The organism is Streptomyces sp. DSM 110735, assembly GCF_016482685.1.
Lineage (GTDB): Bacteria > Actinomycetota > Actinomycetes > Streptomycetales > Streptomycetaceae > Streptomyces.
This window is the reverse complement of the sequence record NZ_JACYHF010000003.1, coordinates 251,187-265,203: the sequence shown is the minus strand read 5'-3', so window position 1 is coordinate 265,203 and position 14,017 is coordinate 251,187. Positions and strand designations below refer to the sequence as shown.

Below are 14,017 nucleotides of genomic sequence, written 5' to 3'. Positions count from 1 at the left end.
GGTCCGTCACGCCGTTTCCACCGTGCCGTATCCGTGCCCGGCGCGCGAGGCGTCGCCCGCCGGGCACGGAAGGCGAGAGCGGGTCCGTCAGCGGGCCACGCTGAGCGACAGCGCGAAGCGCTCCTTGGCGTCCGTCCACCAGTGGGTCAGCTCAAGACCCGCGGCGGCCAGCTCCGCGGTGACGCCCTCGGGGCGGAACTTGGCCGAGACCTCGGTGCGCAGGTCCTCACCGGCGGCGAAGTCCACGACCATGTTGACCCCGGGCAGCTTGACCGTCTGCGCCGTGCGCGAGCGCAGCCGCATCTCGATCCACTCGTGCCGCGCGTCCCACACCGCGACGTGGTCGAAGGCGTCGAGGTCGAAGTCGGCGCCCAGTTCGCGGTCGAGCACGGACAGCACGTTCTTGTTGAACGCCGCCGTGATCCCGGCGACGTCGTCGTAGGCGAGCCGCAGCACGCGCTCGTCCTTGACCAGGTCGGTGCCGAGCAGCAGGGCGTCGCCGGGCGCGAGCAGCCCGCGTACGGCGGACAGGAACTCCGCGCGCTCCTCGGGCAGCAGGTTGCCGATGGTGCCGCCGAGGAAGGCGACCAGGCGCGGTCCCGGGGTGTCCGGCAGCTCCAGCGGGGCGGTGAAGTCCGCGATCAGCGCGTGCACCGCGAGGTCCGGGCGCTCCACGGCGAGTGCCTGCCCGGCACCGAGGAGCGCGGACTCGCTCACGTCGACCGGCACGTACGCCTCCAGGGAGGTGAGCGCGTCGATCAGATGCCGGGTCTTCTCCGAGGAGCCGGAACCGAGTTCGACCAGGGTCCGCGCGGAACTCGCGGCCGCGATCTCCCCGGAGCGGTCGCGCAGGATCTCCCGCTCGGCGCGCGTCGGGTAGTACTCCGGCAAGTCGGTGATCAGCTCGAACAGTTCGCTGCCGCGCGTGTCGTAGAACCACTTCGGCGGCAGCGACTTGGGGGTCCGGGTCAGGCCGTCCACGACGTCGGCGCGCAGCGCGGCGCCGGTGGCGTCCTCGGGGAGGGTGCGGGTGACGTGCAGGCTCACGTACAGGGCTCCTTCGGTGCGGTGGGGGAGGACATGGGGTTCCCGGCCGGAGCGAGCTGCACTCCGGTGCCCCGGCTCGCGGTGAGCACGGTGCGGTCGGGGACCTCCCGCCAGTGGGGGTCGTCGTCGTACGGTTCGGAGGCGACGGTCACCGCGTCACCGGGACCGGTGCGGTACCAGAGGCTGTCGCCCCAGGCGGTCGCCGCGATCGTGGTGCCGTCGGTCAGCAGCAGGTTCAGCCGGGAGGCGGGGGCGGCCTCCGCGACCTGGCGAACCGTTTCGCCGAGGGCGGTTCCCGGCTCGGCGCCCCCGCGCAACCGGTGCAGCACCAGCGCCCAGACGAACGCCGAGTCGGTGCGTGCCTCCATCGACAGCAGGTCCACCGGGGGCAGCGTCGGCACCAGCGGGGCTGCCGAGTCCGGCCAGCCCGCCACCGCGCCGTTGTGGCTGAACAGCCACCGCCCGTTCGCGAACGGCGCCGCCGCGGCCTCGCCGTCCGCGCCCGCCAGCGTCGCGTCCCGCACGGCCGCCAGCACCGCCCCCGCGCGGATCACCCGCGCGAGGTCGGCGAAGGACGGGTCCGCCCAGATGGGTCCGGGGCGCCGGTAGCGGGCCGGGACCGGATCGTCCGCCGGGTACCAGCCCACCCCGAACCCGTCGGCGTTCACCGTCCCGTTGCGCTGCCGCCGGGGAGCCCACGCCTGCCGGTACAGGCTGTGCGCGGGCTCCACCAGCAGCGCGCCGAGCGGCAACTGGGGTCCGATATAGGCGAGGTGACGACACATCAGGCGGACTCCGCGTCGCGGGCGGTGCGGAACCCGGAGAAGATCTGCCGCCGGACCGGATAGTCCCAGTTGCGGAACGTGCCCCGGCAGGCCACCTGCCCCACCGCGAACGAACCGCCGCGCAGCACCTTGTACTCCGGTCCGAAGAACACCTCCGAGTACTCCTTGTACGGGAACACCGTGAACCCCGGGTACGGCAGGAAGTCGCTCGACGTCCACTCCCACACGTCACCGATCAACTGCCGTACGCCGTGCGGTGATTCACCCGCCGGATAGCTTCCGGCGGGCGCGGGGCGCAGATGCCGCTGGCCCAGGTTGGCGTGCCCGGCGGTCGGGTCGGCGTCGCCCCAGGGGAAACGCCGGGAGCGCCCGGTCGCCGGGTCGTGCCGTGCCGCCTTCTCCCACTCGGGCTCGGTGGGCAGCCGCCGCCCCGCCCAGCGGGCGTACGCGTCCGCCTCGTACCAGGACACGTGCAGCACCGGCTCGTCCGGCGGCACCGGCTCGGTGACGCCGAAGCGGCGCCGGAGCCACTGCCCGGCGTCCCGGTGCCAGTACAGCGGCGCCGTGACCGAGTGCTGCCGGATGTGCGCCCAGCCCTCCGGGCTCCACCAGCGCTCGGTGCCGTACCCGCCGTCCTCGATGAACGCCCGGTACGCCGCGTTAGTCACCGGCGTGGTGTCGATCCAGAAGGGGTCCACCTTGCGGGTGTGCGCCGGGCGTTCGTTGTCCAGCGCCCAGGGCTCGGTGGAGGTGCCCATGGTGAACGGACCGCCGGGGACCAGGACTTCGGGCGGACCGGTGAAGGGCGGCACCGGGTCCGGGTCGGGGGCGGTCAGCGACGGGGGACCCGTGCGGAGCTGATGGGTGATCAGCATGGTCTCGTCGTGCTGCTGTTCGTGCTGCGCGATCATCCCGAAGGCGAAGCCCGACTCGGTCAGCCGGTCGCCCTCGAAGTCCGCGCCCTCCAGCAGATCGAGGACCCGGCCACGCACCTCGGCCGCGTACGCGCGCGCCTCCTCGGGTGCCAGCAGCGGCAGCGAGGGACGCTCGGAGCGCGGATGCTCGAAGGCGTCGTACAGGCCGTCGATCTCCGGGCGCATCGCCTCCCGGCCGCCGACCGCCCGCAGCAGCCACTGCTCCTCCTGGTTGCCGATGTGGGCGAGGTCCCACACCAGCGGGGACATCAGCGGCGAGACCTGGGCGGTCAGGTCGGGGTCCTCGACACAGGTGGTCAGCAGCGTGGTGCGGGCGCGGGCGGTGACCAGCGAGGCGAGCGCTCGGGCGCGCAGCGTCTCGGGGGCGACCTCGGGCGTCCCGGTCTCCTGGGCGGTCATGAGGGCGTGTCCTTCCTCCCGTGGGCCGGACGGTCGATGCCGTCCGAGCCGTCCAGCAGGTCGTCGGCCGGGCAGCGGCCCCGGGCGACATAGCGGTCCAGATACCCGGCGACGGCGGCCACGACCTCCGGCTCGGCGCCGAGCCGGGGCAGCGCCCGCAGCGCCGCCGTGAAGCAGGCGACGGCCGCCTCGCGCAGCCCCGGATCGGTGAGTCCGAGCCGGGCGGCGTCCGCCCACAGCGGGTTGTGCGGCGCGGGCAGGTCGAGGGCGCGTTCGGCCAGCGGCTTCACCGCCCGGTGCGCCGCCTCGGCGGCCTCCGGGTCGTCGAAGAGCGCCGCCGTCACCGCGAGCGGCACGATCCAGCCGTCGTCCCCGGGCTGCGCGTCGATCATGCGCAGCTCCAGATGACCGCGTGGTCTGACCGGCGGGAACAGGGTGGTCAGGTGGTAGTCGAGGTCCGCCCGGGTGGGCGGACGCGGGGACCGCGAGCGGGTCCACTCGCGGAAGGTCAGGTTCTCGGGCACCTCCCAGGGCCCGTCGTCGCCGCGGACGCACATGACGGGGGAGTCCAGCACGTGCCGGGCCCAGTCGGCGCGCGGTTCCCCGTCGGTCGAGGGGGCACCGGCACGGCCGGGTCCGATCCCCGCCCAGTACGACTGCCGGACGGACCGGTGTCCGCTCGGACGCCCGTCGACCAGGGGCGAGTTGGCGAACGCGGCGACCAGGACGGGACCGAGCCGGTGCGCCAGCCACCAGCGCTGTTCGTGACCCAGCGGTCCCGGCTCCTCGTACCCGGCGTCCACGCAGACCTGCACGGACGCCGAGGCACGCATCATGTGCCGCCCGGCGGGGCCGGTGCGGTCCAGACACGCCTCCATGGCGTCGTAGCGTGCCTCGCGCAGGAAGCGGGACGGGGTGTGCCAGGGGTGATGGCCCAGGCCGACCAGGGCGAGACCGTCGTCGGCGAGGACCGCGCGGACGGTGTCGAGATCGGCGGACACGGTGCCGACGCACTCCATGAGTGAACCGGCGGGCGGCGAACTCAGCTCCAGTTGGCCGCCGGGCTCGACGGTGAGCGCCGAGCGCAGGGGGACGGGACGCAGGGTGGCGTAGAGGGACGCGAGGCGTTCGGACGGGACCGGGTGGTGGGGGCGGCTCGGGTCCATGACCAGCCACTCCACCTCCACCCCGAGCGTGCGGGGCGGACCGGTCTTGAAGCAGATGCCCCGGATCAGGGCGTCGACCTCGGCTTCGGTGATCGCGGTGCGGTGATCCGTACAGTCACCGCAGTCGCTCAGCGAGTCAGACATGTCGGGATACTCCTGTGGGGATTCCACCATGCCGCCTGCCCGGCCTCCGGTGTGCCGGGCGGGCCTCGTCCCACCCAAGACCCTCGAACCGAATCGCACAAGGGTGCCCTACGGGACGTTCGGGATCGGTCATCTCCGCTTCCTCGCGCGTTTCCTCCCGTCCGGTTCGGGGGCGCGGCGCCCCGGAAACTCCGTTGCACCGCGGGAACAGCATCGCTCAGGATGACCGTATGAGCACGACGGGGAAGGCCGCGCGGGCGGCGGTCACGGCGCGTACGGGGGTGGCGCCGTGAGCGCCCGCCTGCGCGGGGTGGCGACGGAGACCGAGCGGATCGTCGCCGAGGGGGAGTACCCGCTGCCGGACGGCCGGAAGGTGCCGCTCGCGGACCTGATCGAGACCGCCCGCGCCGGAACGCGGTTGTACGGTCCTGAGCCGGTCGAGGTGCCGTCACGGGAGGCGGGGAGCGACACGTTCTTCGAGGTCACGGGCGAGAGCAGCCTGGAAGCGGCCCGGCGCCTGACCGGTGCGGGAGCCTCGGTGGCCGTCCTCAACTTCGCCTCCGCCCGCAATCCCGGCGGCGGTTATCTGGGCGGCGCCCAGGCGCAGGAGGAAGCCCTGTGCCGCGCCTCCGCGCTGTACACCTGTCTGCTCCGGGCGCGGGGGTACTACGAGCACCACCGGGCGGACCGTGACCCCTTCTACTCCGACCGGGTGATCCACAGTCCGGCGGTGCCGGTCTTCCGCGACGACCGGGGGCGCCTGCTGACCGAGCCGTACACGGCCGGTTTCCTCACCTCGCCCGCCCCGAACGCGGGCGTGATCCGGCGCCGGGTGCCCGAGCGGACCGGCGAGATCCCGGGCGCCCTCGCGGTGCGGGCCGAGCGGGTCCTGGAGACCGCCGCCGCCCACGGCTACCGGCACCTGGTGCTCGGCGCGTGGGGCTGCGGCGTCTTCCAGAACGACCCGGAGCAGGTGGCGACCGCCTTCCGCACCCTGCTCGTGACCGGCGGGCGGTTCGCCGGGACCTTCGACCACGTGGTGTTCGGCGTCCTGGACCGCACCACCGGGGCGACGGTGCGGAGCGCCTTCGCGCGGGTCTTCGCCGCCGAGACGCGCCCCGGACCGTCACCCGCGGTGGCTCAGGTCCAGCCGTAGCGCTCGTACAGCCGCTGGCGGACCAGGTTGAACCGCATCCGGTCCAGCGCGCACGCCTCGCGGCGCATCCCGTCCTCGTGCAGCCGCAGCACCCGGTCGACGGCCACCCAGGAGTCGCGGTCGGTGCGGTCCCAGGGACCCTGGCCTATCGCCACCCAGTCGCGGTGGTTGTCGTGCCGCTTGCTGGAGAGCTGCACGGCGAGGAAGGTGCCGGCCGCCTCCCGCGCGACGACCAGCACGGGGCGGTCCTTGCCCCGGCCGTCGTTCTCCTCGAACGGCACCCAGGTCCAGACGATCTCGCCGGGATCGGGGTCGCCGTCGTGGGCGGGGGAGTACTCGGTGCGCACCCGGCCGATCTCGCGCGGGTCGGCCTCGGTGGTGGCGTGGGGGCCGTGACGGCCGGGAACGTTGTCATCGATGAACGTGCTCACGCCCCGCACCCTAGCCGAACTGCAACAACGCGAAAGGCGGCGGCCGTTCACACCCCCTTGAGGGCTACGGCCGCCGCCCGTCGGTCAGTTGTCCTCCCCCTTGTCCACCTCCACCGGAACCCGTGTCGCCGTCACCCCGTTGACCGAGGGTGAACCGGCGCCCGGCTCCTGGCTCTTGTGGTCCATCGCGGAGAGGAGCTGACGGGCGAGCCCCAGACCCGTGCCGCCCATGGTGAGCGCCTTGGCGAACAACTCGCCCATGCCGTCGGCACCGTTGAGCAGCACCATGTTGTCCACGTTGCCGAACGCGTCCGCCCCCGCCCGCACGATCTCCGGCCACTTCTCGGCCAGTTGCTGGGCGACGACCGCCTCCTGGTTCTCGGCCAGGGCGGCGGCGCGCGCCTTGATGGCCTCCGCCTCGGCGAGACCCCTGGCGCGGGCGGCCTCGGCCTCCGCGAGACCCTTCGCCTGCGCGGCGGCTGCCTCGGCCTCACCGGTCGCGCGGGTGGCCGACGCGGTGGCGGCGCCCCGGCTCTTGGTGGCCTCTGCCTCGGCTCCGGCGGCGGTCTTGACCCGGGTCGCCTCGGCGGCTGCCGCCAGCTCCGTCTCCTTCGCCTTGGCCTGGGCGGCCGAGATCCGCGCGTCGCGCTCCGCCTCGGCCAGCGTCCGCTTCTCGTACGCCTTGGCGTCCGCGGGCTTGCGGACGTCCGCCTGGAGTTGCTGCTCGCGGCGGTCCGCCTCCAGCTCCGCGACCCGGGTCTCCTGGACCACGACCTCCTGCCGCGCGGCCGCGTCCGCGAGCGGCCCGGCCTGCCGCGCCTTCGCCGCCGCCTTGTCCCGCTCGGCCTGGTAACCGGCCTGCAGGATCTCGCTGTCCCGGGTCGCCTCGGCCATCCGGGCGTACGACTGCTGCTCCGCCTCGGTGGCCAGCCGGTTGGCCTCCGCCTGCGCGATGCGCGCGTCGCGCTGCACGGCGGCGGCGTGCGGCATCGCCAGGTTCTGGATGTACCCGGTCGGGTCCTCGATCTCGTGGATCTGGAGCGAGTCCACGATCAGACCCAGCTTCTCCATCTCCGTCCCGCAGGCGGCCCGCGTCTGACCGGTCAGCTTCTCCCGGTCGCGGATCATGTCCTCGACCGTCAACCCGCCCACGATGGAACGGAGATGACCGGCGAAGACGTTGTGCACCCGCTCCGACATCAGCTTCTGCTGATCCAGGAAACGCCGGGCGGCGTTGGCGACCGACACATAGTCGTCGCCCACCTTGAAGATGACCACGCCCCGCACCTTCAGCGGGATGCCCTGCTGGGTCACGCAGTCCACGTGCAACTCGGTCTCGTTCAGGTCCAGCGAGAGCTTGCGCACCGCCTGCACGCCGGGCAGGACGAGCGTGCCGCGCCCCGTGACGATGCGGAAGCCCATGCCCTCCTCGACACCCTCGGTGCGGTGTCTGGACCCCGAGATGATGAGGGCCTCGTTGGGTTCCGCGACCCGCCACATCATCTTGAACAGACCGATCAGTACGAGGACGGCGGCAACCGCCACCCCCGCAACGACGCCGACGATCATCGGCAAACGCCCCCTTGACTTGGTGCCCTTGACGGCACCGGACGAAGGGAGTGTGCACCTGCGCGGGTGCGGGGAGAAGACCCCGGCCAAGCCTTGTCGCAATCTTGACGAACAAGGCTCTCACCTGGGACGGGGCGCGCTCAACCGTCGTACGCGGGCGTGACGTAGACCGTGCGCGGCGGCAGGTGTTCCACCACCATGACGACCGTGCCGGGCTCGATCCGGACGCCGCTCTCGGCGGCGTACGCGAGGAAGTGCTCGGCGCCGCCGCGCACCCGGACGATCACCTCGCCGACCAGCCCCGGACCGACCGTCCCGGTCACCCGCCCCATCAGCCCGACCAACGACGCATCGCCCATGCGCACAGGGTAAGCGCGGAGAGCCGCGCTCCGGCCGGGGTCTACCGGTCCAACAGGCGCCGCAGCCAGTCGAACCGGGCCGCGCGGGCCGCGCAGGACAGCGCGCTGCGCGGCGCGAGACCGTCGAAGCCGTGGAAACCCCCCGGCCACACGTGGAGTTCGGCCACGCCGCCGCAGCCCCAGATGCGCGAGGCGTACGCCACCACCTCGTCGCGGAAGGTCTCCGCCGAGCCCACGTCGAGGAAGGCGGGGGGCAGTCCGGCGAGGTCGCTCGCGCGGGCGGGGGCGGCGTACGGCGGGACGTCCGGGCCGCCCCGGCGCTCGCCGAGGAGCGCCGACCAGCCGGTCTCGTTGGCGGAGCGGTCCCACACGTCGACCCCGGCCATCTGGTGGCTGGAGCCGGTGTCGTTGCGGTCGTCCAGCATCGGGTACATCAGCAACTGACCGAGGACGGACGGACCTTGGAGGTCGCGCAGCAGCAGCGCGAGCGCCGCCGTGAGCCCGCCGCCCGCGCTGGCGCCCGCGAGGACGATCCGGTCCGGGTCGCCGCCCAGCTCCCCGGCGTGCCCCGCGGTCCACACGAACCCGGCGTACACGTCCTCCACCGGTGCGGGGTAGGGGTGTTCGGGTGCGAGCCGGTACTCCACGGAGACCACCACCGCGCCGCCGAGATCGCGGGCCCAGTGCAGCGGGGCGTCCACCCCGGCCCGGTTGTTGCCCAGGATCATGCCGCCGCCGTGGACGTGGTAGATCACCGGCAGCCGGGCGCCGGGAGCGGCGTCGGCGGGGCGGCAGATCAGCAGGGAGACGTCCGGCGCCCCCTCGGGACCGGGCACCGTACGGTCCTCCGCCGTGAAAACACCGCCCAGCGTGACGTCCATCAGCTCGGGGGGCAGCGCGCCGACGGTCTCCCGCGCGGCGGCGATCCCGTCCGGGGTGAGGGGCGGGGCGTCCTTGAACGGTTCGAGCGCGGGGGCGAGTTCCGGGTCGAACGGGGGCGGCTCCGGACGCATGGGATCTCCTCGGGCTCGCGCGACGGGCTGTGTCTCCGTCTGCCCATGGTCCGCCGTTTCGCGCCTGCCGGACGAGTCGGGGGCGGCGGGAGCCTCGGAGGCGGCGCCGGAACAGCGCGAAAGGGGCCGGAGCCCTTACGGCTCCGGCCCCCTACGGGACTGCTGTGGCTCAGGCGGCCAGGATCTCGCCCGCGCTGCCGTGCAGGCGCGTGACGACCTCGGTGAGCTGCGCGGCGACCTCGGCGTCGTCGACCGGGTGGGTCTCGGCGAAGCGGGTCACGGAGCCGGGGATCGAGAGCTTGATGTCCTCGATGACCTTGCCACCGGCGATGCCCACGGCCTTGCGGGCGTCGTCCTGGGCCCACACGCCGCCGTACTGGCCGAAGGCGGTGCCGATGACGGCGACGGGCTTGCCGGTGAAGGCGCCGGCGCCGTACGGGCGGGACAGCCAGTCGATGGCGTTCTTCAGGACGGCCGGGATGGTGCCGTTGTACTCGGGGGCGAAGAGCAGGAACGCGTCGGCGCTCTGGGCGGCCGCGCGCAGCTTGGCGGCGGCGGCCGGGACCTGGCCCTCGACGTCCAGGTCCTCGTTGTAGAACGGGACGTCGGCGAGGCCCTCGAAGATCTCGACCTCGGCGCCCTCGGGGGCGAGCTTGGCGGCCGCCTCGGCGAGCTGGCGGTTGTGCGAACCGGCGCGGAGGCTGCCGACGAGCGCGAGGATGCGTACGGACATGGGAGTACTCCAAGGGGGTGGCTGAAACACGCTTGAAACGATCCGGACCGAGGTCCGTTTAAGTTTCTACCACCCTAACCGGACCAGGGTCCAGTTTTGTTCCCCATGCTTTACGCTGTCTTCATGTCCAGCGCTCTGCCGCCCTGTCCGCAGCCCGAGGAGCCCGTCGACGCACCCCAGTTGCTGGAGGTGGGCCCCGCCCCGGTCGGCGACGAGCCCTGCCTGCGCGCCGACGCGGCCCGCAACCGGGCGCGCCTGCTGGAGGCTGCCTCCCGGCTGATCGCCGAGCACGGGGCGGCCGGGGTGACCATGGAGGCCGTGGCGGCGGCGGCCCAGGTCGGCAAGGGCACCGTGTTCCGCCGCTTCGGCGACCGCACCGGACTGCTGACCGCGCTGCTCGACCACTCCGCGCGCACGCTCCAGGAGGACTTCCTCGCCGGACCGCCCCCGCTCGGTCCCGGCGCCCCGCCCCTGGAGCGGCTGCGCGCCTTCGGCGTGGCCGTCCTCTACCGCTCGGCGGAGCAGCTCGACCTGCAACTGGCGGCGCAGCCGGACCCCGGCCGCCGCTACAAGCACCCCTCGGCGCAGGCGCTGCGCGCCCACGTCACGATGCTGCTGCGCAGGCTCGTCCCCGACGCCGACTGCGAACTGCTCGCCCAGCCGCTCCTCGCCTACCTCGACCCCGCCCTCATCCACCATCTGACCCGCCAGTGCGGAATGCCGATGGAACGGCTGGAGAAGGGCTGGCTGGACCTGGTCGACCGGCTGACGGGACAGCGGGGCTGAACACGAGTTCCAGCCCCGCACCCCCGTACTCCGCGGCTCCTTACCCCTCCGCCCCCGTGAACATCGCCGTCAGCACCTGAGCGGAGTCCTCGCGGAACAGCAGCCGTCCCTGCCGCGCGGAGTCGGTCGCGGAGGCTTCCGCCCGCCGGAACATCTCCGTCTCGTAGGCGGCGAGCGCGCCCTCCGTGTCGCCGGGGTGCGCGGCGATCGCCAGGCCCAGTTCGGCGCCGTCCAGGAGGGCGAGGTTGGCGCCCTCACCGGCGAACGGCGACATCAGATGGGCGGCGTCGCCGAGCAGGGTGACGCCGGGGACGCGCTCCCAGCGCAGACCGACGGGCAGGGCGTGGATGCGACGCGGCACCAGCGCGCCCTCCGCGTCCGCGACCAGCGCCTTCAGGGTGTCGTCCCAGCCGTCGAACTCCTTCAGCACCGCCGCCTTGGCCGCCTCGGTGTCCGTGAAGTCGATGCCGTCGAGCCAGTCCTCGGGCGCCTCGACGGCCGCGTAGACGTGCAGACCGCCGTCCGTCTCGCGGTGCGCGAGGAACGCGCGCCCCGCGCCCAGCGCGAACAGCATCCCGCCGCCGATCACCCCGGCGCTCACCGGGTGCCGCTCGTCCGCCGAGGGCAGGTCCGTCTCGACGAAGGACATCCCGGTGTAGACGGGCACCGCGTCCGAGACCAGCGGGCGTATCCGGGACCAGGCGCCGTCCGCGCCGACCAGCAGCCCGGTGGTGAAGACGCCGCCGTCCGCGAGGGTGACCTCGTGCCGCCCGTCGCCGAGCGGGCGCGCGCCGGTCACCTTCGCGCCCCAGCGGACCGTGCCCTCGGGCAGCGAGCCGAGCAGCAGATCGCGCAGGTCGCCCCGGTCGATCTCGGGGCGACCGCCCTCGCCGTCGTCCGGCGCGTCGTGGTGCACACGGGCATGCCGGTCCAGGACGCGGGTCGCCTCGCCGCCCCGATGGACGCGGGCGAGGAACGCGTCGTGCAGACCGGCCGCGCGCAGCGCCTGCTGCCCGGAGTCGTCGTGGATGTCGAGCATCCCGCCCTGCGTGCGCGCCTCGGGCGAGGCGTCGAGGTCGAACAGCGCGGCTTCGATGCCGCGGGTGTGCAGCACCCGGGCGAGCGTGAGCCCGCCGAGCCCGGCGCCGACGACGGCGATCGGGTGGTGGGGTACGGAAGCGGATGCGGTCATGGTGCTCTCCTGGGGGCTCACTCGGGTACGGCGGTGCGCTCGATGCCGTTGATCAGGGTCTGGAAGGCCCACGACAGGCGGTGCTCGGGCGTGCCCGAGAGCAGGGCGTGGGCGGCGGCCGCGATGTGCGGCCGGGTGGGGTCGTCGGCTGCCCGGCGCAGGACGCCGATCAGTTCCTCCCACTCCGCGGGGTCGTCGCCCCCGGCGTGTTCGGCGGCGGTCGCGACGGCGTGCTGGAGCAGCAGATCGACACCCCAGGCGGCCTGGGCGCGCGGCACCCCGCCCTCGTCGAGCAGGGCGAGCAGGGTCTCGATCAGGTTCAGGTAGTGCGGTCCGCGCGGCCGGGCGGTGATCGCCGCGCGAGCCAGCTCCGGGTGGGCGAGGAGCATCCCGGTACAGGCGACGAGCACATGCTCAAGGCGCTCCCGCCAGGTGCCCCCGGCCGGTGCCGGGGGGACGGTGCCGAGCAGTTCGTCCAGGACGGCGGCGTGCAGCTCGTCCGTGTTGCGCACGTAGACGTACAGCGAGGCGGGACCCGTGTCCAGCTCCTGCGCCAGCCGCCGCATGGTCACCTTGCGCAGCCCTTCGGCGCGCATCACGGCCACGGCGGTCGCGACGATGACCGCACGGCTGAGCGCGGGCTTCGCGGGGCGCTCACGGCGGGAACGGGGGGAGTCCTGGGGAGAAGCGGGCATGGACCGCAGCGTAACGAACATGTTCGTCACGAACAAGTTCGTAGCGAACGTGTTCGTCCCACGCCGAAAGAATCCGGCACGCATCTGATGCTTCCGCCCCGCTTCTCGTCCGGTTCTGTACGACCTCGCCCCGCCCGGAGCGGTCACCGGCGGCTCTGCCAGGATGCGTTGCGTCATGGTGCAGATACCGAACACGCCCACGAGCGCCGACGTCGCCCGCCTGGCCGGAGTCTCCCGCGCGACCGTGTCCTACGTCCTCAACGACACCGGCGCCGTCCGCATCAGCGAGCCCACGCGCCGCCGGGTGCACGAGGCGGCCCGCGAACTCGGCTACGTCCCGCACGCCGCCGCCCGCACCCTGCGCGCCGGGCACAGCCGCATGGTCGTGATGCCCGCCCCCGCCGTCCCGGTCGGCCCGCTCCACAGCCGCCACCTCGGGGAGTTGCAGTCCGCCCTCGGCCGCCTCGACTACACCGTCGTCCAGTACGGCACCCTCGGCCTCCAGGGCGACGAAGCCGCCCGCGCCTGGGCGGAGTTACGACCCGTCGCCGTCCTGATCCCCGGCACCGGACCCGGTCCGCAGGGCGTCGCGCTCCTCAAGCGCGCCGGTGCCCGCGCCGTGGTGACCCTCGGTCCCGGACGCGTCCAGGGAGCGCACGCCCTGCTCATGGACCACGCGGTGGTCGGACGGCGGGCGGGCGCGCATCTGCACGCAAGAGGAAGGCGCCGTATCGGGGTGGTCGTCCCGGAGGAACGCGGCCTGGACGTCTTCTCCCGTCCGCGCCTGGCGGGCGTGCGCGAGGCGCTGCGCGGCACGGACGCCACCGTCACCGAACTCCCGCTGGCCTACACGGAGGCGTCCGCCGCCCGGCTCGCGGCGGAGTGGCCCGCTCTGGACGCGGTGTTCGCCTACGACGACGAGTACGCGATGCTCCTGATGCGGGCGCTGGAGGACGCGGGACTGCGCGTCCCCGGCGACGTGGCCGTCGTCGGCGCCGGGGACCTCATGCTCGGCAGGCTGCTGCGCCCCCGGCTCAGCACCGTCCGCCTGGACGTGCCCTCGGGGCGCGAGCTGGCCGCGTTCGTGGACGGCGTCGTACGCGACCCCGGGCGGGAACCCGGGGTCCGCGCGGTCCTGGACGCCTCACTGATCCACCGCGACTCGAGCTGACCCGCACCAGGCGGGCCGACTCCCTTCGCGGCGGCCGGGGTTGGCGGGCTACTGCTGGCCCTGCCCCTCCTGCTCCGCGATGTTCTTGCGCACCTCGTTCATGTCCAGCTTGCGAGCCTGGTCGATGATGTCGGTGAGGGCGGGCTCGGGCAGCGCGCCCGGCTGGGCGTACACCGCCACCTGGTCCCGGACGATCATCAGCGTCGGGATCGACTGGATGCCGAACGCCTGCGCCAGCTCCGGCTGCGCCTCGGTGTCCACCTTGGCGAACACCAGGTCGGGGTTCTCCTGCGCGGCCTTGTCGTAGACCGGCGCGAACTGCTTGCAGGGTCCGCACCAGTCCGCCCAGAAGTCGATGAGGACGAACTCGTTGTCCTGCACCGTCTCGTCGAAGTTCTCCTTGGTCAGCTCCACGGTCTTGCCGCTCATGGCATCT

At 73.4% G+C, this 14,017-nt stretch carries 15 protein-coding genes; 3 read left to right on the top strand and 12 right to left on the bottom strand.

Translation table 11 applies throughout. From position 1 onward, the window contains the following. Positions 1-87: 87 nt before the first annotated feature. The 4 genes from egtD to egtA are packed head-to-tail and all read right to left on the bottom strand — an operon-like array spanning position 88 to position 4,476. Complete coding sequence (egtD, locus tag IF655_RS06610) at positions 88-1,047, bottom strand: L-histidine N(alpha)-methyltransferase (protein WP_199582873.1); 960 nt, start codon at positions 1,045-1,047, stop codon at positions 88-90. Continuing rightward, a complete protein-coding gene (gene egtC, locus IF655_RS06605; protein WP_199582871.1) occupies positions 1,044-1,832 on the bottom strand; it encodes an ergothioneine biosynthesis protein EgtC in 789 nt (262 codons plus the stop codon). The genes egtD and egtC overlap by 4 nt, the downstream gene beginning before the upstream one ends. Further along, positions 1,832-3,166, bottom strand: a complete 1,335-nt coding sequence (gene egtB / locus IF655_RS06600) for an ergothioneine biosynthesis protein EgtB (protein WP_199582870.1) — start codon at positions 3,164-3,166, stop codon at positions 1,832-1,834. The genes egtC and egtB overlap by 1 nt, the downstream gene beginning before the upstream one ends. Next, entirely contained in the window at positions 3,163-4,476 is a 1,314-nt protein-coding gene (gene egtA, locus IF655_RS06595; protein ID WP_199582869.1) for an ergothioneine biosynthesis glutamate--cysteine ligase EgtA, read from the bottom strand. The genes egtB and egtA overlap by 4 nt, the downstream gene beginning before the upstream one ends. 289 nt (positions 4,477-4,765) lie before the next feature. Between egtA and IF655_RS06590 the strand changes: the two genes are divergently transcribed. Continuing rightward, complete coding sequence (locus tag IF655_RS06590; RefSeq protein WP_199582868.1) at positions 4,766-5,632, top strand: TIGR02452 family protein; 867 nt, start codon at positions 4,766-4,768, stop codon at positions 5,630-5,632. Here IF655_RS06590 and IF655_RS06585 read toward each other — a convergent pair. From IF655_RS06585 to IF655_RS06565, 5 genes are all read right to left on the bottom strand, one after another. After that, positions 5,617-6,063 (bottom strand): type II toxin-antitoxin system PemK/MazF family toxin, encoded by a 447-nt coding sequence (locus IF655_RS06585; RefSeq protein ID WP_199582867.1) that lies wholly within the window; start codon positions 6,061-6,063, stop codon positions 5,617-5,619. The genes IF655_RS06590 and IF655_RS06585 overlap by 16 nt on opposite strands. A gap of 84 nt (positions 6,064-6,147) precedes the next feature. Further along, positions 6,148-7,632 carry a flotillin family protein gene (locus IF655_RS06580; protein WP_199582866.1) on the bottom strand — a complete coding sequence of 495 codons (1,485 nt, stop codon included), beginning with the start codon at positions 7,630-7,632 and terminating at the stop codon, positions 6,148-6,150. 140 nt (positions 7,633-7,772) lie between these two features. After that, entirely contained in the window at positions 7,773-7,991 is a 219-nt protein-coding gene (locus IF655_RS06575; RefSeq protein ID WP_199582865.1) for a hypothetical protein, read from the bottom strand. Positions 7,992-8,032: 41 nt separating this feature from the next. Continuing rightward, a complete protein-coding gene (locus IF655_RS06570) occupies positions 8,033-9,004 on the bottom strand; it encodes an alpha/beta hydrolase (RefSeq protein ID WP_199582864.1) in 972 nt (323 codons plus the stop codon). 169 nt (positions 9,005-9,173) lie between these two features. Beyond that, a complete protein-coding gene (locus IF655_RS06565) occupies positions 9,174-9,737 on the bottom strand; it encodes an NAD(P)H-dependent oxidoreductase (protein ID WP_199582862.1) in 564 nt (187 codons plus the stop codon). A gap of 105 nt (positions 9,738-9,842) precedes the next feature. On the opposite strand from IF655_RS06565, the gene IF655_RS06560 reads away from it, so the two are divergent. Continuing rightward, positions 9,843-10,523 (top strand): TetR/AcrR family transcriptional regulator, encoded by a 681-nt coding sequence (locus IF655_RS06560; protein ID WP_199582859.1) that lies wholly within the window; start codon positions 9,843-9,845, stop codon positions 10,521-10,523. A gap of 40 nt (positions 10,524-10,563) precedes the next feature. Here IF655_RS06560 and IF655_RS06555 read toward each other — a convergent pair whose 3' ends face one another. Both IF655_RS06555 and IF655_RS06550 read right to left on the bottom strand, forming a co-directional pair. Next, on the bottom strand, positions 10,564-11,715 hold the full coding sequence (locus IF655_RS06555; RefSeq protein WP_199582858.1) for an NAD(P)/FAD-dependent oxidoreductase: 1,152 nt from the start codon (positions 11,713-11,715) through the stop codon (positions 10,564-10,566). A 17-nt stretch (positions 11,716-11,732) separates the two neighbouring features. Beyond that, positions 11,733-12,410 (bottom strand): TetR/AcrR family transcriptional regulator C-terminal domain-containing protein, encoded by a 678-nt coding sequence (locus tag IF655_RS06550; protein ID WP_199582856.1) that lies wholly within the window; start codon positions 12,408-12,410, stop codon positions 11,733-11,735. A gap of 175 nt (positions 12,411-12,585) precedes the next feature. Between IF655_RS06550 and IF655_RS06545 the strand changes: the two genes are divergently transcribed. Beyond that, complete coding sequence (locus tag IF655_RS06545; protein WP_242488577.1) at positions 12,586-13,581, top strand: LacI family DNA-binding transcriptional regulator; 996 nt, start codon at positions 12,586-12,588, stop codon at positions 13,579-13,581. Between the two features lie 48 nt (positions 13,582-13,629). Here IF655_RS06545 and trxA read toward each other — a convergent pair whose 3' ends face one another. Next, positions 13,630-14,010, bottom strand: coding sequence for a thioredoxin (gene trxA / locus IF655_RS06540; RefSeq protein WP_199582852.1), 381 nt, complete (start codon positions 14,008-14,010; stop codon positions 13,630-13,632). Between the last annotated feature and the right edge of the window lie 7 nt (positions 14,011-14,017).

Coding starts and splice junctions, on each gene's coding strand:
- IF655_RS06545 (WP_242488577.1), top strand. CDS start 12,586: ATGGTGCAGATACCGAACACGCCCACGAGCGCCGACGTCGCCCGCCTG.
- IF655_RS06555 (WP_199582858.1), bottom strand. CDS start 11,715: ATGACCGCATCCGCTTCCGTACCCCACCACCCGATCGCCGTCGTCGGC.
- trxA (WP_199582852.1), bottom strand. CDS start 14,010: ATGAGCGGCAAGACCGTGGAGCTGACCAAGGAGAACTTCGACGAGACG.
- egtB (WP_199582870.1), bottom strand. CDS start 3,166: ATGACCGCCCAGGAGACCGGGACGCCCGAGGTCGCCCCCGAGACGCTG.
- IF655_RS06550 (WP_199582856.1), bottom strand. CDS start 12,410: ATGCCCGCTTCTCCCCAGGACTCCCCCCGTTCCCGCCGTGAGCGCCCC.
- egtC (WP_199582871.1), bottom strand. CDS start 1,832: ATGTGTCGTCACCTCGCCTATATCGGACCCCAGTTGCCGCTCGGCGCG.
- IF655_RS06565 (WP_199582862.1), bottom strand. CDS start 9,737: ATGTCCGTACGCATCCTCGCGCTCGTCGGCAGCCTCCGCGCCGGTTCG.
- IF655_RS06570 (WP_199582864.1), bottom strand. CDS start 9,004: ATGCGTCCGGAGCCGCCCCCGTTCGACCCGGAACTCGCCCCCGCGCTC.
- IF655_RS06575 (WP_199582865.1), bottom strand. CDS start 7,991: ATGGGCGATGCGTCGTTGGTCGGGCTGATGGGGCGGGTGACCGGGACG.
- IF655_RS06580 (WP_199582866.1), bottom strand. CDS start 7,632: ATGATCGTCGGCGTCGTTGCGGGGGTGGCGGTTGCCGCCGTCCTCGTA.
- egtA (WP_199582869.1), bottom strand. CDS start 4,476: ATGTCTGACTCGCTGAGCGACTGCGGTGACTGTACGGATCACCGCACC.
- IF655_RS06560 (WP_199582859.1), top strand. CDS start 9,843: ATGCTTTACGCTGTCTTCATGTCCAGCGCTCTGCCGCCCTGTCCGCAG.